This is a genomic window from Streptomyces chlorus (genome assembly GCF_042655885.1).
In the GTDB taxonomy this organism is placed as follows: domain Bacteria; phylum Actinomycetota; class Actinomycetes; order Streptomycetales; family Streptomycetaceae; genus Streptomyces; species Streptomyces chlorus.
Genome location: NZ_JBHSOA010000028.1, coordinates 133,309 through 149,330, shown reverse-complemented (window position 1 = coordinate 149,330; position 16,022 = coordinate 133,309). Strand labels below are relative to the sequence as shown.

Sequence of the window (16,022 nt, the reverse complement as noted above, 5' to 3'; positions counted from 1 at the left end):
CGATGGCGAACCCCAGACTGTGCGAGACAGCCCCGCGCCGAGTGCTTCCGCAGGCGTCGGCGGTTGCAGCAGCTCTCCTTCCGCGCCTCACACAGCCATGGGCCGGGCCTGAAACAGCCATGGGCCGGGCCTGGGCTAGCGGGCGAGCGACCCGTTGCGGGTGTCGGAAGCGGACTGCCACGCCTGTATGCCCGCTCGGGACGCCTCCTTGGCCTGCTGCCACTTCATGGCCGCCTGCTGGGCCGGAGGCACGTCCATGTCGCGGATCATGCGCCGACCTGCGGCGAACACGGCGACGGCCGCGATGACCATGCCGGTGCACGCCACCACGGCACCGGCCGCGGTGAGCACGGCACCGGTCGTGACGAGCCGGGTGTCGATGTCGATCGATTGCAGGGGCTGGTGATGGTTCATGACTCCACCATCCAACGGCAGGTGACCACCTCGCATCCCGGGCACTCGCATCCGGGGCACTCGCATCCCGGGCAACGGCACAAGAAGCCGGAGCGCCCCCGTACTGGTAGGTGCGGCCCTGGCGGCAGGCGAGGAGTCGCCGGTGACCGGGGCCGTCACTCCCTCGCTGACCGCCATCGCCAACGTTCAACGCGCTGCGCGTCGGCGACCACTTCGTGGAGCGTCCGCAATGAACGAGAACCATCTCTCCGGCGAGGAGACACGGCACCTCAGTAACTTCGCTATACGGCTGAAGACCCCGCACGTGCAGGGCCCCTCACCCTCGAGGTCGACAGCGATATCAAATTACGGCAGACTTGATATCAACCGCTGGACCGGCGAAGGAGGCCACCCATGTCCCGAACAGTGATCGACATCGACGACGAGAACCTCGCCGAGGCCGCGCGGATCTTCGGCACGACCACCAAGGTCGCAACGGTGAACGCGGCCCTGGAAGACGCGATCAAGCGCCGCAAGCGGGAATCGTTCCTCAATTGGCTGGCCGAAGGAGGGCTCCCCGACCTCACCGGTCCGGCCCGAGAAGACGATTCCGACGCGCACCACACGGCCTGAACATGTCCGAGCACTACCTGATCGACACCTCTGCCCTGGCGCGCTACCCCAAGCCCGCCGTACGAGCCGTGCTGTACCCACTGCACAACGCGGGACTGCTCGCCGTCTGCGGCGCCGTCCAACTCGAAATCCTGCGCAGCGCGCGCTCCAAGGCCGACGCCGACCGCATTCGCGAAGGAATGCGCGGCTTCGACTGGCTGCCCACACCGGACGAGACGTGGGACCGAGCCTTCGAGATCCAGGCGATGCTGGTCGGCAACGGAAACTGGAGAGCCCTCTCCCTGTCCGATCTCCTGATCGCGGCCACCGCCGAGCGCCACCGGGCGACCGTCCTGCACTACGACGGCGACTTCGACATGATCGCCGCCGCTACGGGGCAGTCGACAGCCTGGGTCGTCCCGGCAGGCACAGCCGACTGACCGGAAGCCGTACTCCCCTGCGGGCGGGAGCCATTCGAGAGCCGAAGCGCTCCCCGGCTCCCCTCCCGAGCCATTCCAGGCGCAGCGAAACCAACGGGCTCTCACCAGAGAAATCGGGAGCCTCCTGGGGCCGGTACGGGTCGGCCCTGAGCGGTTTCCGGGGTCAGCCGGGATCAGCTTGCCCCTACGGGCACTTCCGCCCACACCGTCTTGCCCACGGGTCGGCGAGGTGTCGAGCCCCAGCGCAGGGCCAGGGTGTCCACCAGGAGCAGGCCCCGGCCCGACTCGCCCTCCGGGCACGACGTGGGCGGGGTCGAGGGCAGCCGCTTCGCCGAGGCGGCGTCCGTGACCTCGATGCGCATCAGGCCCGCAGCCGCGTCCAGGGCGAGCCGGAGACGGAAGTCGCGACCGGGGGCCCTGCCGTGCTGTACGGCGTTCGCCGCGAGTTCGCCGACGACCAGAGCGACCGCGCACGACGCGTCCGACTCCGGTGGGTGGCCCCAGTCCTCCATGCGCCGGACGGCGAGACGCCGGGCGAGCTGCGCACCTCGCGGTGAGGAGACGAACTGCCCGGCCCAGGACTGGGGTTCGTGTGCAGTGCCGTCGAGTGGGGCAGCGGTCGCGGTCCGGCGCGGCCCTTCTCCAGGGGTGGTCGTTCCTGTCAGCACAGTTTGCCCGTCCTTGTCCGTTTGAGCTGAGACATCTCGCGATGTACGCGGTTCATTACGTTCCGTGAACAAGAGTCGTCCGATCGCCCTACGCTCGAAAGGTGACACAGCATTACCTTTCAGGCGGTAAGGAACGGAAGTGACGCTTTGGCCAACGGAATTGATCCGAGTACGTCGATGGCGGCGCTGTTCGGCGCCCGCGTGCGCAGGCTCCGTACTGCGGCCGGACTGACCCAGGCCGAACTCGGCGCCAGGACGCATGTGGTGAGCACACGGATCACGCAGATCGAGCGGGCGTCCGGCGCGAAGCCGACGCTGGAGCTGGCCCGTGCGCTGGACGTCGTACTCGGTGCGGACGATCTGCTGGTCGAGTTGTGGCCGTACGTGTACCGGGAGGCGTTCCCGGACTGGTCGCGGAAGTTCATGGAGTGCTCGGGGCGGGCAGTGGCCGTTCACGAGTACGCGGCTCATGTGGTGCCGGGGCTGTTGCAGACGGAGGGCTACGCGCGGGCGGTGCTGAGTGTCGGTCGAACGCTGGGCGGCGAAGAGCAGTTGGAGGAGCGAGTCGCCCTTCGCGTGGGACGACAGGAGCGCCTCGGCACGCCCTGCCGTCCCGAGCTGTGGGTGGTTCTCGACGAGGCGGTGCTCAGGCGTCCCGTCGGCGGCCAAGTGGTGATGCGTGAGCAGTTGGAGCGACTGCTCGGGACCGCGACGGAACCTCACATCACCGTGCAGGTACTGCCGTTCGACCAGGGCGAGCACGACGTCATGGGCGGTTCGCTCACGGTGCTCACCCTGCCGGACGGCTCGGAGACCGCCTACACGGAGGGCGCGCACTACGGCCAACTCATCGAGGATCCGGACGAGGTCAGGAATTTCGCGCTGACCTACGATCGGCTCCGGGCGGCAGCGCTGCCCCCGCTCATGTCGCTCGACATGATCCGATCCGTGATGGAGGACAACCACCGTGGAGCGAAGGTCCCATCCCGATCCGACCGGCGTCGCCTGGCGCAGGAGCAGCTACAGCAATCAGGAGGGCGGCAACTGCGTGGAGGTGGCCGACGGGTTCCGGGCCGTCGTGCCCGTCCGTGACAGCAAGGTCCCGTACGGTCCGGCGCTGTGCTTCGAAGCCGCCTCCTGGGCCGCCTTCATAGGCGAGTTGAAGGGCGACGGGCAGCACCGCCCCTACCGTCCCTGAGGCGGCCGGGCTCCGGCAGCCGTCCGTCCGCCGGGCCCGCCGGGTCCTTGTCCGCGAGGGTCCGGCGGGCCGCTGACCTCCTGAAAGAACCGGGGGAAAGAACTACCCGCCCACCCACCCTCCCCGCCGGAAAGCTCGCGTCACTCGTGCGAGTGACCGGCTTGCGGGCGCGGGACATGGGCGGTTACGTTCACCGCAACAAGCTCGACAACCGCAAACAGATACGGCCCCCGGCCGGGACGGCAATCCCGAACGAGGGCCTCACCGACCAGGAAGTAGCACCTTCCCGATGGCTGACTCGCAGTCTAACGCGCGCCTGCGCGCCGACGCCGGAGCACCGACCTCCGGCGTGATCCACGTACGCACCCGGCTCACCGCCGACTTCACCGTGATCTCCAACGCCCTCGCCCAGCGGCCCGGCAGCGCGGTCACCGTCGGAGTGGGGGTGTACATCCTCTCCCTGCCCACCGGCACCCCCGTATCCATCGACGCCCTGTGCGAGCACTTCAGCGAGGGGGAGATCCTGATCTCCCGGGCCCTGCGGGAGCTGGAAGCCGCCGGTTACCTGGAACGCCGCCGTGAACGCCTCCCCTCCGGGCAGATCCGCACCCGGACGTACTTCTACGACGTCCCCGGCGGCGGACCGGACCCGGACCCGGACGGGCCCCCAGCCCCCGGCGGGCCCCCGGACCCGCCGAAGCCGCCCCGGCCCCGAAGGTCGTCCACAGCGGAGCGCCCGACGCCCTCCTCGGCAGCCGTCATCGAAGAGGCGCCCGTCTCCGCTCCGGACCGGCCGGAGGAACCGGCGTCGCTCTCCGACGCCGACCCGCAGGCAATCGCCGTGCTGACCTCGCTGCGCCGCGTCGATCCGCGTCTCGTCCTGTCCGAGCGGGAGGCCGTGCGGCTGGCGCCGGCCGTCGGGCAGTGGCTCGCGGCAGGCGTCGCGCCTTCCCAGATCACCGCACATCTCACGGCACGGCTCCCCGACCACTTCCTGACCCGCCCGGCGGGCATCCTCGCCTTCCGCCTCCGGGAGACGCCCCTGCCCGCGCCGCCCCCGGCACCTCTCCCGCCGACCCCCGACCGCCCGGCCGTACTGCCGTTCCAGACCTGCGACGGCTGTGAGCGCGCCTTCCGCGCACCGGTGCCCGCCCGCTGCCGGGACTGCCGACGGCGCGAGGAGAAGCTGCCCGCCGCTGCCTGAGTCGGGGGCTGAGGAACATCGGAACGAAAACCGGTGCTAAGCCCCGGTGGCGCTCAGGGAGGCTTTGACCTGGGCTTCTGTGGCAACGGAAGCTTCGGCAGTCGTTGTTGATCGACTGTTTGGAGGTCCGGGGTGCCGGTCGAGTTTTTGACGGATGAGCAGGCCGCCGCGTACGCGGCGTTTCGCGGGCGCCGTCCCGCACGGAGCTGGAGCGCTTCTTCTTCCTGGACGATGCGGACCGGGAACTGATCGAAGGCAAGCGGCGGTCCCATAACCGCCTGGGTTACGCGCTACAGCTGACTACCGCGCGGTATCTGGGGGTGTTCTTCGACGACCCCACCGACGTGCCGGCGGAAGTCGTCGACTACCTCGCCGAGCAGCTCGACATCGGCGAGGTGTCGGTACTGAAGGCTTATGGCGAGCGGGAGAACACCCGTCTGGAGCACGTACGTGGGCTGCGGCGGGTCCTGGAGTACAAGGAGTTCGCCGAGACGGAGGCCGACCTGCGGACCTGGGTGGACGCACGGGCCTGGACGACGGGCGAGGGCCCGAAGGCCCTGTTCGACGCGGCGGTCGGACAGCTGCGGGAGCGGCGGGTGTTGCCGCCCGGCGTGACTACGCTGACCCGGTTGGTCGCCTCGATGCGGGAGGCGGCGAACCAGCGGCTGTGGGACACCCTGTACGGGATGCTGAGCATCGGCCAGCGGGCGGTGCTGGACTCCCTGTTGACCGTGCCGCCCGGTGGGCGGGTCTCCGAGTTGGACCGGCTGCGGCGCGGGCCGGTGCGGGTGTCCGGCCCACAGATGAAGTGGGCCCTGGACCGGGCCGAGGAGATCGCCGACCTGGACATGCGTGCGCTGGACGTGTCGGGGATACCGCCGCGGCGTCTCGCGGAGCTGTCGCGGTACGGCGTGGACGGCAAGGCGTCGCTCCTCAAACGGCACGGCGACTCGCGCCGCCTGGCGACGCTGCTGGCCACCGCGGTCTACCTGACGACCAGGGCCGTGGACGACGCGCTGGACCTGCTGGAGGTGCTGATCGCGACGAAGCTGCTGGCCAAGGCCGAGCGGGAGACTGTCAAGGAGAAGATCAAGACGCTGCCGAAGGTGGAGCGGGCCGGGGCGAAACTGGCGACGGCGTTCCAGGTCGTCTTCGACACCACGAGCGAGCAGGTCGACACCGACACTGGGGAGGTCAGCCCGCCGAAGGTGGAGACGCTGACGGCGATGTGGGAGCGGATCGAGGCGGGGGTGCCGCGTCACGAGCTGGCCGCCGCGATCGCCGCCCTGTTCGAGCTGACTCCGCCGCTGGACTCCGATGCGGACGAGGCGTGGCGGGCGATGCTGGTCAACCGGTTCGGCACCGTGCGTCCGTTCCTCAAGCTCCTGGTCAAGGTCGTCGACTTTGGAGCGACCCCGGAAGGGCTGCCGGTGCTGACTGCGCTGAAGTCGCTGCCGGATCTGATGGGCCGCAAGAAGGTCGACCCGAGGGAGATCGACACCGATCTGCTCGTCGGCTCCTGGCGGCGCCTGGTCCTGGCGGCGCCGCACCTGGAGCCGGGCACCGTGGACTGGAAGGCGTACACGTTCTGCATTCTGGAGCAGTTCCACCGGATGCTGCGGCGGCGGGAGGTGTTCGCGAAGAACTCCTCCAAGTGGGGTGATCCCAGGGCGAAGCTGCCGGCCGGTGAGGCGTGGGAGCAGGCCAAGCCCACTGTGCTGGCCTCGCTCAACCTGCCCGCGGGGGCGGGCGAGCACCTGACCGCGCGGGCGGCTCTGCTGGACGGCACGTATCGCGAGGTCGCCGGGCGGCTGCCGGACAACACGCAGATCGTGTTCGACGACGATGGACGGCTGCACTTCGCCGCCCTGGAGCCGGAGCCCGAACCGGCGTCGCTGCTGGACCTGCGGGCGGCGGTGAACGCGATGCTGCCCCGTGTCGACCTGCCCGAGGTGTTGCTGGAGGTGTTCTCCTGGACCGGGGCCGACCAGGCGTTCACCTCGGTTACCGGCGGCGAGGCCCGTCTCAGGGACCTGCCCGTGACGATCGCGGCGCTGCTGGTCGCACACGGTTGCAACGTGGGATACACCCCGGTCATCGGAGGCATCGACGCGCTGAAGTACGGGCGGCTGTCCCACGTCGACCAGACGTATCTGCGGCTCGCGACGTACCGGGCCGCAAACGCGACGCTGATCCAAACTCAGGCGTCCATCGGTCTTGCCCAGGCGTGGGGCGGCGGCCTGGTCGCCTCCGTCGACGGGATGCGGTTCGTGGTGCCGGTGCCGTCGGTGTACGCCCGGCCGAACCCGAAGTACTTCGGCCGCCGGGGCGGCGCCACCTGGCTCAACTTGATCAACGACCAGGCGGCGGGCCTCGGCGGGAAGGTGGTGGCCGGCACCCCACGTGACTCGTTGTACGTGCTGGACGTCCTCTACGACCGCGACGGCGGCAAGCGTCCGGAGATGATCGTCACCGACACCACCTCGTACAGCGACATCGTCTTCGGGCTCCTGACCTTGGCCGGGTTCGCGTACGCGCCGCAGCCGGCCGACCTGCCGGACCAGAAGATGTGGCGCATCGACCGCTCCGCCAACTACGGCGCCTTCCAGAGCGCGGCCCGCGGCCGGGTCGACTTGGCCCGCATCGAGCGGCACTGGGAGGACATCCTGCGGATCATCGGCTCCATCCACACCGGTGCCGTCCGCGCCTACGACGTGATCCGGATGCTCTCCCGCGACGGCAGGCCGACCCAGCTGGGGGACGCGATCGCACTACGGGCGGATCGCGAAGACCCTGCACATCCTGCGCCTGGCCGACGAGCCCGGATACCGGCGCCAGATCAAGGTGCAGGCCAATCTCCAGGAAGGCCGTCACGCGCTCGCCCGGAAGATCTTTCACGGCAAGGCCGGGCAGCTCTACCAGCGCTACCAGGACGGCATGGAGGACCAGATCGGCGCCCTGGGCCTGGTCCTGAATGCGCTCGTGCTGTTCAACACGCGGTACATGGACGCCGCGGTCACCCAGCTGCGGGCGGACGGATTCGACGTGCGTGACGAGGACCTGGCCCGCCTCTCGCCGTTCGTCCGGCATCACGTCAACATGCTCGGCCGGTACTCCTTCCAGCTCCCCGACCTGCCCGGCGGAATGCGCCCCCTGCGCGATCCGGACACCGCCGAGGAGTGAGTCCCGCGCCGCTCTCGCCGGGCAGTCGGTGAACGGAACCGACCCGGTGACGGGCTGACGCCATTGGAAGGGGCGCGCGCCCGAAGCCTGTCGGTTCAGGTGTTGAGTGCGTGCCCGGTCGTTGAGTCCACGTGATCCGGGATCTCGTCGTGGCGATCGCCCACGGTCGGTGTCCCGGCGGGCTCGAACATAAGGATTGCGGCGCCGGACGGAGCGTACGGCTTGTGCTCTGTGCCTCGGGGGACCGTGAAGACCGCACCCTGTGGGAGCAGGACCGTGCGCTCCCCGGCGGGCTCGCGCAAGGAGATGTGCAGCTCTCCGTCGAGTACCAGGAAGAACTCGTCGGTCTCGTCGTGGACGTGCCAGATATGTTCGCCCTCGACCTTGGCGATGCGGACGTCATAGTCGTTGACGCGCGTGACGATGCGGGGGCTCCACAGGGCATCGAAGGAGGCCAGAGCCTTGCTGAGGGGGATGGGTTCGTTACTCATGGGCTCATCCTGAGCCGTTTCGCATGGCCGGTGTGAGTGCTAGGAATTGCACATGGCGAAAGAATCCTCGCACGCAGTTCACGCGGCGGGCATACACCGGGTCGTCGTGATCGTGGACGAGAACTCGAACCCCTTCGAGCTCGGCTGCGCCACCGAGATCTTCGGCCTACGCAGACCGGAGATCAGCCGTGATCTCTACGACTTCAGGCTCTGCTCCCCCGAGCCCCGCACCCTGATGCGAGACGGATTCTTCACGCTCACGGGAGTCGCCGATCTGGAAGCGGCCGACGTGGCGGACACCTTGATCGTCCCCAACCGCCCGGACATCGAGGTACCCCGCCGTCCCGCCGTGCTGGATGCCGTCCGACGGGCGCACGCACGCGGCGCGCGCCTGGTCGGCTTCTGCAGCGGCGCTTTCACACTGGCCGAGGCCGGGGTCCTCGACGGGCGCCGGGCCACCGCGCACTGGCAGTGGGCGGATTCCTTCCGGGCCCGCTTCCCCTCCGTCAGGCTCGAATCTGACGTGCTGTTCGTGGATGACGGTGACATCCTCACCGCCGCGGGAAGCGCGGCTGCGCTCGATCTTGGGCTGCATGTGGTCCGCCGCGACTACGGCGCGGAGGTCGCCAACTCTGTGAGCCGGCGACTGGTCTTCGCGGCGCACCGGGACGGTGGGCAGCGGCAGTTTGTGGAGCGCCCCATGCCCGACCTGCCGGACGAGTCCCTGGCACCTGTCCTGGCCTGGGCCCAGGAACGGTTGGACTCACCGCTCACCGTGTCTGACCTTGCGGCGCGTGCGGTGGTCAGTCCGGCGACGCTGCATCGCCGCTTCCAGGCGCAACTGGGCACGACGCCGTTGACGTGGCTCACGGGGGAACGACTTGCCCTGGCGTGCCGGTTGATCGAGCGAGGTGAGTCCCGTTTCGAGGCGGTCGCACGGCGCAGCGGGCTTGGCACCGCTGCCAATTTGCGCACGCTGATGCGCCGCGAGACCGGCATCACTCCGTCGGCATACAAGCGCCGGTTCGGGCCGGAGGTGAATTGACGGCGGGCATCCCCTTCCGGCGAACCACGAGAACGTGCTTCATCGTCGACTATCGCCAGGGGCGAGAAGGCTGGTGAGCTCGGCGATGGCCTCCGGGGAGGGCTTGAAGTAGCGGCGGACGTTCTCCGGCTTCTTGTGCCGGGACTTCGCCATCAGCATCAGCAGGGACGCCCCCGCCTCGCCAAGATGAGTCAGGGAGGAGTGCCGGTACTCGTGCAGATCCCAGCCCGTCCCGGGCCCGCGTACGGCGGTGTGCTCGTCCAGCAGCGCGCGGGCCTGACCGTACGACAGCCGGGCGAAGCCGGTGTCCGGGCAGATGTCACGGGGGCTGACGACCTTCCCCGGTCCGGGGCGGCGGTGGGTGACGAACACCGGCCCGCGGTTGCGGCCTTTGAGCAGCCGCGTCCGGCCGCTCGCATGCCTGGCGAGCGGCTGGATGCGAGGGGTGATCACTCCATCGTGTGCCATATGCGTGTTTTGATGTGCTTTTAGGGCGCTTTGCCTCACGCTGGGGAACCGCAAGAGAAGATCACGGAAGGACTCGGCACATGACCACCCTGACTCAGGACGTAGTCACCACCAAGCTTGAGCGCACCTTCGACTCCATGGACGCCAACCACGACGGCTACGTGGACTGGACGGACTACAAGAAGCTCGGCGACCGCTACATCGAGGCGTACCGGCTCGGCAAGGACGACCGCCGGGCCAGGGCTATCCAGACCTTCACCCAGATCTACTTCCTGGAGTTGCTGCGCCACGCGGGCGTAGAGGGGGAGCGGCTCACGAAGGACCAGTTCGTCACGGCCAACCGCCTCGCGGTCATCGACACCAGCCGGCTCAACGTGACCGAGGGTGGCGGCCATGCGATCTTCGACGTCATCGACGCCAACGGCGACAACGAGATCAGCAAGGACGAGTTCGCCCGCTTCCTGAGGGACGTGTGGAGGAGCGACGCGCCCGACGCGATGGACATGTTCGCCAAGCTGGACACCGACGGGGACGGCGCCATCTCACGCCAGGAGTTCATCCGCGCGGTCCGCGAGCACTTCCTCTCGAACGACCCGGACGCACCGGGCAGCCTGTTCTTCGGACACGTCTGACCCGCACCCGCTTTTCCGGCGTTCGCCAGTTTCGACCGGGAGCCTCCTACGGCCGCCCCTGGAGTTCGGTCCCAGCGGGCGGCCGTCGCCGTGCCTGCACAACCGCACGCCGAGTCATCGAGATCGTCTCGAAGTGCTCACCGCAGCGGGCCTCCGCCGTCACCTTCCGTGCCAGGGCGGCGAGTTCGTCGAAGTGCTGCGCCGCCGGCGATGCGGCGGACACGGAGGTCGAGGAGACCGCGGAGACCGCGGATCAACTCGCCTGGGCGGCGGCCGTGACGATCCAGACGTGGCCGGGGATCCGGACGCCGTCCGGGGTGGTGAACTCGCCCAGCGCCTCGCGCAGTTCGGTGCGGATGCGGGCGGTGGTCTCCGGGGCGACGTCGCGCAGGTTGTGGCGTACCGGGCCCATGGCCAGGATGAAGTCGGTGGCGTCGGCCGCGTCGGTGCCGAAGGTCATGGGGGCCTCGGCAGGGGTCACGTCGATGTCGGTGTATCCGGCGGCGGTGAGTACCTCGCGGATGCGGGCGGAGTCGAGCAGGGACCCCATGCCCCTGGCCGCGGGGGACGCCTCGCGCAGGAACGGGGAGAGTGCGGCGGTCGCGCGGGCGTAGGCGCTGTCCGGGCCCCCGGGCTGCGGGCCGAGGAACGCGAGGCGGCCGGTGGGTGCCAGCGAGTGGCGCAGGTGGGTGAAGGCCGCGACGTGGTCGGCGAAGAACATGACCCCGCCGCGGCTGAGGAGGACGTCGAAGTCGCGGCCGGACAGCGGATGCATCTGGGCGTCACCCTGTACGAAGGTGACGTTGCCGATGCCTTCCGCGGCGGCGTCACGGCGGGCGCGGTCCAGCATGGGCGCGGACAGGTCGATTCCGACGGCCTCTCCGTCATGCGCCTGACGTGCGGCGAGGCGCGTCGTCTGGCCGGCGCCGCAGCCGACGTCCAGGACCCGGTGGCCGGCCGCGATGCCGGCGGCCGCGAACAGGGGTGCGTTGAACGCGCCCATCATCGCGTCGTAGCGCTCCGCGTGTTCGGCCCAGTGGATGCCCTCCCAGTCGTTCCATGCCTCTGCCTGCTGACGGTTGGCGACGGTGTGCACGGGCGTACCTCCGGTGAGGAGAATTGGCTACTAGAGTTCAGCTCTAGAGTTCAACTCCAGATATAAGCTCCGGGCATGGCGGACGTCAAGGGAAAACGGGGCGACAAGGCCCGGGAGACGCGGCGGCGGATCATCGACGCGGCCGCCGAGCTGTTCGTGGAGCAGGGGTACGGGGCGACCAAGCTGCAGGAGATCGCCGACCGGGCAGGTGTCGCGGTGCAGACGATCTACTTCGTCTTCCGGAACAAGCCCTCGCTGCTCAAGGAACTGGTCGACGTCGCCGTCGCGGGTGACGACGAGCCCCTGGCCACGATGGACCGGCCCTGGTTCGATGAGGTCACGACCGCGCCGACCGCGGAATCGGCCTTGGCCGTCCTGGTCGCCGGTGCCCGCAGGACCCTCGAACGCGTCGCGGCCATCAACGAGATGGTCCGTGCCGCGACCGCGACCAACCCGGAGATCCGCGAACTGTGGCCGGACACCACCGACCCCCGGTACACGGTCCTCTCGACGGCCGCGCGGGCCCTGGCCGGGAAGCCCGGCGCCCGCCCCGGCCTCTCCCCCGAAGAAGCCGCGGACATCGTCTACGCCCTGCTCAGCCCGGAACTCTTCCTGGTGCTGACCCGCGACCGCGCCTGGCCCGCGGACAAGTGGGAGCGCTGGGCCCGCGACACTCTCGGCTCCCACCTGCTGGCCTGAGAGCCGAGCCGTCCGGCACTGAAGCAGTCAAGCAGGGCAGTCCGGCAGGATCGCCGGTACGCCGGGCCGGAAACGGTTTACGAGCAGTACTTTCGTAGCAGTGGCAGTGGCAGTGGCAGTGGCAGTGGCAGTGGCAGTGGCAGTGGACGGTTGGGCGGTTGGGCGGTTGGGCGGCGGCCCGGGACAGGAGCGGCGGCATGATCATTTTTGGCACCAAGGGGTACCTCTACCAGCTCGCGATACTCACGCTGGTGTGTTCCCAGTGCGGGAATCCCTCCGCGCACACGCTCAGGAAGCGGGTCACCAAGTTCACGCTGTTCTTCGTGCCGCTGTTCCCGGTCTCGACGAAGTACGCGACACAGTGCACCTTCTGCGGCGCCGAGGCGAAGGTGACCGCGGAGCAGGCCGAGCAGTTGCAGGCGCAGGCCGCGGGCGGCCCCGGCGGCGGTCAGGCGTACGGACAGCCGCCCCAGCAGCACCAGCAGCCGTACCAGCAGTGATGCCGCACGCCGCGGGTCCTCAGAAGTACGGACCCGCGAGGGCGGCCCACGGGGCGGCCACGGCGACGGGGACCAGGGCAGGATCCAGCGGGGCTGGTGGCGGGGCGGGCGGGTGAACGCGAAGGCCAGGGCCGCCGCTCCCAGTACCTCGGCGCGGTCGAGGAGCCTTCAGATCTCCGGAATCGCCACGAACCACGCCGGCACCCACAGGACCACCAGCGCGCCGACGACCAGCCACTTCGCCCCGGTGCCGAATCGGCCCGCGTCAAGTACCTGTTCAGGCATGGTCATGCCCGGATGATAACCACAGCGGCTGCACGGCCCCTTCCGGGCAACCCCTCTATGCTCCACGCGGTTGTTCCCTGTGCGCAGCTGCACGCAGGTGTACGCAGCGGGTGTACGCAAGTGACAGGTAAGGAGCGGATGCCTCGATGGTGTTCAAGCGGCTGCTCGGTTCGCCGGGTGTGGGCGGGCCCTCGGTCGACACGGTGCTGGAGCCGGGGCCCGTCCTGCCCGGCGGGACGCTCGCCGGGCAGGTGCGGCTCGTGGGCGGCGACACCGCGTTCGACGTCGAGCAGGTGGCCCTTGAACTCGTGGCCCGGGTGCGGGACGGGGAGGGCGGGAGGGGGGTCGCCGTGTCGTTCGAGCGCTTTGCCATCGGGGGTGGGTTCCGGTTGGACGAGGGTGAGGCGCGCACCGTGCCGTTCGGGGTGACGCTGCCGTGGGAGACACCCGTCACCGAGCTGGACGGCCGGGAACTGGACGTCCAGCTCGGTGTACGGACCGAGCTGGCGGTCGCCGGGGCACAGGACCCGGAGGCCGGCAACGACCCCGACCTCGACCCCGATCCCGACCCCGGCCTCGATCCGCTCGGTGTCGGCCCGCTGCCCGCCCAGGAGGCGATCCTCGGCGCGTTCCGGCGGCTCGGGTACGGGCTGCGGTCCGCCGGTCTCGAGCACGGCCGCATCGGCGGCACCGGGCAGCGGCTGCCCTTCCACCAGGAGATCGGGCTCACCCCGGCGCCCTCGTACGCGGACCGGGTGGAGGAGATCGAGCTGACCTTCCTGACCCACCCGGGCGGCATCGACGTCGTCCTGGAGGCCGACAAGCGGGGCGGCGCGAACGCGGGCGGCGGCGACGACACCGGGCACGACGCGCTCAGCCGGTTCACCGTGGGCCACGACGACGCCCGCGACTGGACCACCGAGGTCGACGGCTGGGTGCGCGAGCTGGTCGAGCACCGGGAGGCGTACGGCAGCGACAGTGCGTACGGGCATGGCGGACCGCACTCCTCCGGGTCGGGTATCGGCTGAGAGTCCGGCTCCCGCCACCGCCTTGCAGCGGCGTCACGGCAACGGCGTCACAGCAGCAGCGTCATCACAGCGGCGTCGCTGTCCACAGGATCCAGAACAGGGTCACCGCCGCGTTGGCGGACGACATCGCCGACGCGGCCGTACCGGCGGCCGCTCCCCAGGCCGCCAGGCCCGCCGAGGTGAACACCTCCGGCCAGGGCCCGGTCGCCGGAGCCGGGGCGAGCAGTGCCGCCACCCGGCGGGGGATCGGTCCCGGCGCCGCGAACGCGGGCAGGGGCGGGCCGCCGGCCCGGGAGGCGAGGGCCGCCTTGCCGATGGCGGTGGCGACGGTACGGCGGTCGCCGACCGTACGCGCCGCCTCCTCGTCCGCCCAGCGCTCCGCCGCGTACGACACCGCCGTGTGCAGGGGGCGCAGGAACGGGTTGGCGTGCGCGGCCAGCCGTACGGCCAGCAGGAACCGGTGATGGCGCGCGGTGAGGTGAGCGCGCTCGTGGGCGAACAGCGCGCGGCGTTCGGCGGGGGCGAGGTGGTCCAGGAGCGCGGTGGTGACCACCACGCGGTCGCGGCGCGGTCCGGCGCCCGGAAGGGCGTACGCGTACGGGGTGCCGTCGCGCAGGACCGCCACCTCCGTGTCCGGCAGGCCGTCCAGGACACGGTGGGCGCGGCGGCGGGTACGGACATGCCGCCACAGGGTCCGGGCGCAGGCCAGCAGCACCGCGCACAGCGCCGGGATGGCGGCCTTCCCCACGACCTCGTCGTACGGGACCGCCTCCCGCACCTCCGGGTCCGACCAGCCGTCGGGCAGCGGGTTGCCGGGCAGGGTGGCGGTGCCGACCACCATCACCAGACCCAGGCACAGCGTGCTGCACACCGCCATCACCGCCGCCACCCAGGTCAGCATCCGCGTCGCGGTCCGCGGGTGGAGATGCTGTGCGGCGAGCCGGGCGATCGGCCATGCCGTCAACGGCAGGACGAGCGGCAGGAAGACGAACACCCCCATGAGGCCTCAGTCTTCCCCATCGCTCCGGGGCTGACGCAGCAGTTCCCGCAGCAGCCGTTCGTCGTCCGGGCCGAGGCCGGTGACGAAGCTGGCCAGGACCGCCTCCCGGTCGCTCTCGGCGTCCAGCACCCTGCGCATCCGGTGGGCGGCGAGGCCGGCGTGGTCGGAGGCGGGGGTCCAGGCGAAGGAGCGGCCCGCGCGTTCACGGGTGACCGCGCCCTTCGCGAGCAGCCTGGTGAGGATCGTGATGACCGTCGTATAGGCGAGGTCCTCACCCAGGCGCTGCTGCACCCGGCCGGCCGTCGCCGGGCCGTCCGCCTCCCGCAGCGCCGACAGCACCAGCGCCTCCAACTCGCCCTGCGCCCGCCGCCGGTGACGCCGACTGTGTTCGACCACGGCCTGTCTCCCTTCCGTCGCCCTCCCGTTCCCGGGCGGTCATCGTATAGACGAGCGGACACCGTCAAATTCTCTACATTGCTGTAGATTCTACGGGCGGCATCCGGCAACGGCTCACGAGAAGGACGGACGGACCCTCATGTTCGGACTGAGCGAACTCGCGATCATCCTCATCGTCGTCATCGCCGTGCTCGCGGCGAAGAAGCTGCCCGACCTGGCCCGCTCGGCCGGAAAGTCCGCCCGCATCCTCAAGGCCGAGGCCCGCGCGGCGAAGGCGGAGGCGCAGGAGGAGGCGCAGGAGGACGAGCGGCGGTCCCCGTCCCCGCAGTCGCACCAGCCGCAGGGGGAGCAGTCGGACGCCCCTCGTGTCATCCAGGGCGAGACCGTCATCAAGGACGAGACCGTCACCCGGGACACGGCCGCCGACGGCAGCCGCACCCAGCAGCAGCAGCGGTAGCAGCAGCGTGCCTGCCTGCTCAGCCGTTCCAGACCTCGTCGTACGGGTCGCCCGGGAAGGCGACCGCCGTCGCCGTCAGCACGATCGGGTTGATCGCGGGGAGCGGACAGCGGGAACGCCAGGGCCGCCGCCGGAGCCACTCCCCTGCGCACCAGCGCCCCCGCCACCGGGACGGACGCGCACTCGCAGCGGGGCGGACGGCGGGCGCGTTCAGCACCGTTCGGCAC

19 protein-coding genes and 3 pseudogenes are annotated in these 16,022 nt (G+C 70.2%); 12 read left to right on the top strand and 10 right to left on the bottom strand.

What is annotated here, in order from left to right:
* Window positions 1-135 precede the first annotated feature (135 nt).
* Window positions 136-414: a hypothetical protein gene (locus tag ACFPZI_RS14710; RefSeq protein ID WP_381363188.1), complete on the bottom strand. Its 279-nt coding sequence runs from the start codon at window positions 412-414 to the stop codon at window positions 136-138.
* A 393-nt stretch (window positions 415-807) separates the two neighbouring features.
* Between ACFPZI_RS14710 and ACFPZI_RS14705 the strand changes: the two genes are divergently transcribed.
* Complete coding sequence (locus tag ACFPZI_RS14705; RefSeq protein WP_381363186.1) at window positions 808-1,026, top strand: type II toxin-antitoxin system VapB family antitoxin; 219 nt, start codon at window positions 808-810, stop codon at window positions 1,024-1,026.
* Between the two features lie 2 nt (window positions 1,027-1,028).
* A complete protein-coding gene (locus ACFPZI_RS14700; RefSeq protein WP_381363184.1) occupies window positions 1,029-1,445 on the top strand; it encodes a PIN domain nuclease in 417 nt (138 codons plus the stop codon).
* A 173-nt stretch (window positions 1,446-1,618) separates the two neighbouring features.
* Here the strand turns inward: ACFPZI_RS14700 and ACFPZI_RS14695 are convergent, their stop codons facing one another.
* On the bottom strand, window positions 1,619-2,113 hold the full coding sequence (locus ACFPZI_RS14695) for an ATP-binding protein (RefSeq protein WP_381363182.1): 495 nt from the start codon (window positions 2,111-2,113) through the stop codon (window positions 1,619-1,621).
* Window positions 2,114-2,290: 177 nt separating this feature from the next.
* Between ACFPZI_RS14695 and ACFPZI_RS14690 the strand changes: the two genes are divergently transcribed.
* The 4 genes and pseudogenes from ACFPZI_RS14690 to ACFPZI_RS14675 all read left to right on the top strand — a co-directional run bounded on the left by ACFPZI_RS14690 (window position 2,291) and on the right by ACFPZI_RS14675 (window position 7,698).
* Window positions 2,291-3,205 (top strand): helix-turn-helix domain-containing protein, encoded by a 915-nt coding sequence (locus tag ACFPZI_RS14690; RefSeq protein WP_381363227.1) that lies wholly within the window; start codon window positions 2,291-2,293, stop codon window positions 3,203-3,205.
* Complete coding sequence (locus ACFPZI_RS14685) at window positions 3,162-3,311, top strand: DUF397 domain-containing protein (RefSeq protein WP_381363181.1); 150 nt, start codon at window positions 3,162-3,164, stop codon at window positions 3,309-3,311. The genes ACFPZI_RS14690 and ACFPZI_RS14685 overlap by 44 nt, the downstream gene beginning before the upstream one ends.
* A gap of 289 nt (window positions 3,312-3,600) precedes the next feature.
* Entirely contained in the window at window positions 3,601-4,515 is a 915-nt protein-coding gene (locus ACFPZI_RS14680; protein ID WP_381363180.1) for a hypothetical protein, read from the top strand.
* Window positions 4,516-4,647: 132 nt separating this feature from the next.
* A pseudogene (locus ACFPZI_RS14675) lies at window positions 4,648-7,698 on the top strand (Tn3 family transposase).
* A 95-nt stretch (window positions 7,699-7,793) separates the two neighbouring features.
* On the opposite strand, the gene ACFPZI_RS14670 reads toward ACFPZI_RS14675, so the two are convergent.
* Window positions 7,794-8,189: a cupin domain-containing protein gene (locus tag ACFPZI_RS14670; protein ID WP_381363179.1), complete on the bottom strand. Its 396-nt coding sequence runs from the start codon at window positions 8,187-8,189 to the stop codon at window positions 7,794-7,796.
* A 52-nt stretch (window positions 8,190-8,241) separates the two neighbouring features.
* Between ACFPZI_RS14670 and ACFPZI_RS14665 the strand changes: the two genes are divergently transcribed.
* The gene (locus ACFPZI_RS14665) at window positions 8,242-9,234 is read left to right on the top strand and encodes a GlxA family transcriptional regulator (RefSeq protein ID WP_381363177.1); all 993 of its coding nucleotides are present in this window, start codon (window positions 8,242-8,244) and stop codon (window positions 9,232-9,234) included.
* A 39-nt stretch (window positions 9,235-9,273) separates the two neighbouring features.
* Here the strand turns inward: ACFPZI_RS14665 and ACFPZI_RS14660 are convergent.
* A pseudogene (locus tag ACFPZI_RS14660) lies at window positions 9,274-9,636 on the bottom strand (site-specific integrase); the annotation flags it as partial.
* 146 nt (window positions 9,637-9,782) lie between these two features.
* On the opposite strand from ACFPZI_RS14660, the gene ACFPZI_RS14655 reads away from it, so the two are divergent.
* Window positions 9,783-10,334: an EF-hand domain-containing protein gene (locus tag ACFPZI_RS14655; protein ID WP_381363176.1), complete on the top strand. Its 552-nt coding sequence runs from the start codon at window positions 9,783-9,785 to the stop codon at window positions 10,332-10,334.
* 46 nt (window positions 10,335-10,380) lie between these two features.
* Here the strand turns inward: ACFPZI_RS14655 and ACFPZI_RS14650 are convergent, their stop codons facing one another.
* Together ACFPZI_RS14650 and ACFPZI_RS14645 are read right to left on the bottom strand one after the other, a co-directional pair.
* Window positions 10,381-10,557, bottom strand: a complete 177-nt coding sequence (locus ACFPZI_RS14650; RefSeq protein ID WP_381363174.1) for a hypothetical protein — start codon at window positions 10,555-10,557, stop codon at window positions 10,381-10,383.
* 30 nt (window positions 10,558-10,587) lie between these two features.
* On the bottom strand, window positions 10,588-11,430 hold the full coding sequence (locus ACFPZI_RS14645; protein ID WP_381363172.1) for a class I SAM-dependent methyltransferase: 843 nt from the start codon (window positions 11,428-11,430) through the stop codon (window positions 10,588-10,590).
* A 75-nt stretch (window positions 11,431-11,505) separates the two neighbouring features.
* On the opposite strand from ACFPZI_RS14645, the gene ACFPZI_RS14640 reads away from it, so the two are divergent.
* Window positions 11,506-12,129: a TetR/AcrR family transcriptional regulator gene (locus ACFPZI_RS14640; protein WP_381363170.1), complete on the top strand. Its 624-nt coding sequence runs from the start codon at window positions 11,506-11,508 to the stop codon at window positions 12,127-12,129.
* A gap of 197 nt (window positions 12,130-12,326) precedes the next feature.
* On the top strand, window positions 12,327-12,629 hold the full coding sequence (locus ACFPZI_RS14635) for a zinc-ribbon domain-containing protein (protein WP_381363168.1): 303 nt from the start codon (window positions 12,327-12,329) through the stop codon (window positions 12,627-12,629).
* A gap of 168 nt (window positions 12,630-12,797) precedes the next feature.
* Here ACFPZI_RS14635 and ACFPZI_RS14630 read toward each other — a convergent pair whose 3' ends face one another.
* On the bottom strand, window positions 12,798-12,920 hold the full coding sequence (locus ACFPZI_RS14630; RefSeq protein WP_381363166.1) for a hypothetical protein: 123 nt from the start codon (window positions 12,918-12,920) through the stop codon (window positions 12,798-12,800).
* A 140-nt stretch (window positions 12,921-13,060) separates the two neighbouring features.
* Between ACFPZI_RS14630 and ACFPZI_RS14625 the strand changes: the two genes are divergently transcribed.
* Complete coding sequence (locus ACFPZI_RS14625) at window positions 13,061-13,942, top strand: sporulation protein (protein WP_381363164.1); 882 nt, start codon at window positions 13,061-13,063, stop codon at window positions 13,940-13,942.
* Between the two features lie 64 nt (window positions 13,943-14,006).
* On the opposite strand, the gene ACFPZI_RS14620 is transcribed toward ACFPZI_RS14625, so the two are convergent.
* Entirely contained in the window at window positions 14,007-14,942 is a 936-nt protein-coding gene (locus ACFPZI_RS14620) for a M56 family metallopeptidase (RefSeq protein ID WP_381363162.1), read from the bottom strand.
* Between the two features lie 6 nt (window positions 14,943-14,948).
* Window positions 14,949-15,338: a BlaI/MecI/CopY family transcriptional regulator gene (locus tag ACFPZI_RS14615; protein WP_381363160.1), complete on the bottom strand. Its 390-nt coding sequence runs from the start codon at window positions 15,336-15,338 to the stop codon at window positions 14,949-14,951.
* 139 nt (window positions 15,339-15,477) lie between these two features.
* On the opposite strand from ACFPZI_RS14615, the gene ACFPZI_RS14610 reads away from it, so the two are divergent.
* Entirely contained in the window at window positions 15,478-15,795 is a 318-nt protein-coding gene (locus ACFPZI_RS14610; protein WP_381363158.1) for a twin-arginine translocase TatA/TatE family subunit, read from the top strand.
* Window positions 15,796-15,838: 43 nt separating this feature from the next.
* Here the strand turns inward: ACFPZI_RS14610 and ACFPZI_RS14605 are convergent.
* Window positions 15,839-15,989, bottom strand: a pseudogene (locus ACFPZI_RS14605) (permease); the annotation flags it as partial.
* Between the last annotated feature and the right edge of the window lie 33 nt (window positions 15,990-16,022).

What these genes read in the sequence shown, in the direction of transcription:
- ACFPZI_RS14635 (WP_381363168.1), top strand. Translation starts at nt 12,327, where the DNA reads ATGATCATTTTTGGCACCAAGGGGTACCTCTACCAGCTCGCGATACTC.
- ACFPZI_RS14665 (WP_381363177.1), top strand. Translation starts at nt 8,242, where the DNA reads ATGGCGAAAGAATCCTCGCACGCAGTTCACGCGGCGGGCATACACCGG.
- ACFPZI_RS14700 (WP_381363184.1), top strand. Translation starts at nt 1,029, where the DNA reads ATGTCCGAGCACTACCTGATCGACACCTCTGCCCTGGCGCGCTACCCC.
- ACFPZI_RS14670 (WP_381363179.1), bottom strand. Translation starts at nt 8,189, where the DNA reads ATGAGTAACGAACCCATCCCCCTCAGCAAGGCTCTGGCCTCCTTCGAT.
- ACFPZI_RS14620 (WP_381363162.1), bottom strand. Translation starts at nt 14,942, where the DNA reads ATGGGGGTGTTCGTCTTCCTGCCGCTCGTCCTGCCGTTGACGGCATGG.
- ACFPZI_RS14690 (WP_381363227.1), top strand. Translation starts at nt 2,291, where the DNA reads ATGGCGGCGCTGTTCGGCGCCCGCGTGCGCAGGCTCCGTACTGCGGCC.
- ACFPZI_RS14705 (WP_381363186.1), top strand. Translation starts at nt 808, where the DNA reads ATGTCCCGAACAGTGATCGACATCGACGACGAGAACCTCGCCGAGGCC.
- ACFPZI_RS14655 (WP_381363176.1), top strand. Translation starts at nt 9,783, where the DNA reads ATGACCACCCTGACTCAGGACGTAGTCACCACCAAGCTTGAGCGCACC.
- ACFPZI_RS14680 (WP_381363180.1), top strand. Translation starts at nt 3,601, where the DNA reads ATGGCTGACTCGCAGTCTAACGCGCGCCTGCGCGCCGACGCCGGAGCA.
- ACFPZI_RS14710 (WP_381363188.1), bottom strand. Translation starts at nt 414, where the DNA reads ATGAACCATCACCAGCCCCTGCAATCGATCGACATCGACACCCGGCTC.
- ACFPZI_RS14625 (WP_381363164.1), top strand. Translation starts at nt 13,061, where the DNA reads ATGGTGTTCAAGCGGCTGCTCGGTTCGCCGGGTGTGGGCGGGCCCTCG.
- ACFPZI_RS14610 (WP_381363158.1), top strand. Translation starts at nt 15,478, where the DNA reads ATGTTCGGACTGAGCGAACTCGCGATCATCCTCATCGTCGTCATCGCC.
- ACFPZI_RS14640 (WP_381363170.1), top strand. Translation starts at nt 11,506, where the DNA reads ATGGCGGACGTCAAGGGAAAACGGGGCGACAAGGCCCGGGAGACGCGG.
- ACFPZI_RS14630 (WP_381363166.1), bottom strand. Translation starts at nt 12,920, where the DNA reads ATGACCATGCCTGAACAGGTACTTGACGCGGGCCGATTCGGCACCGGG.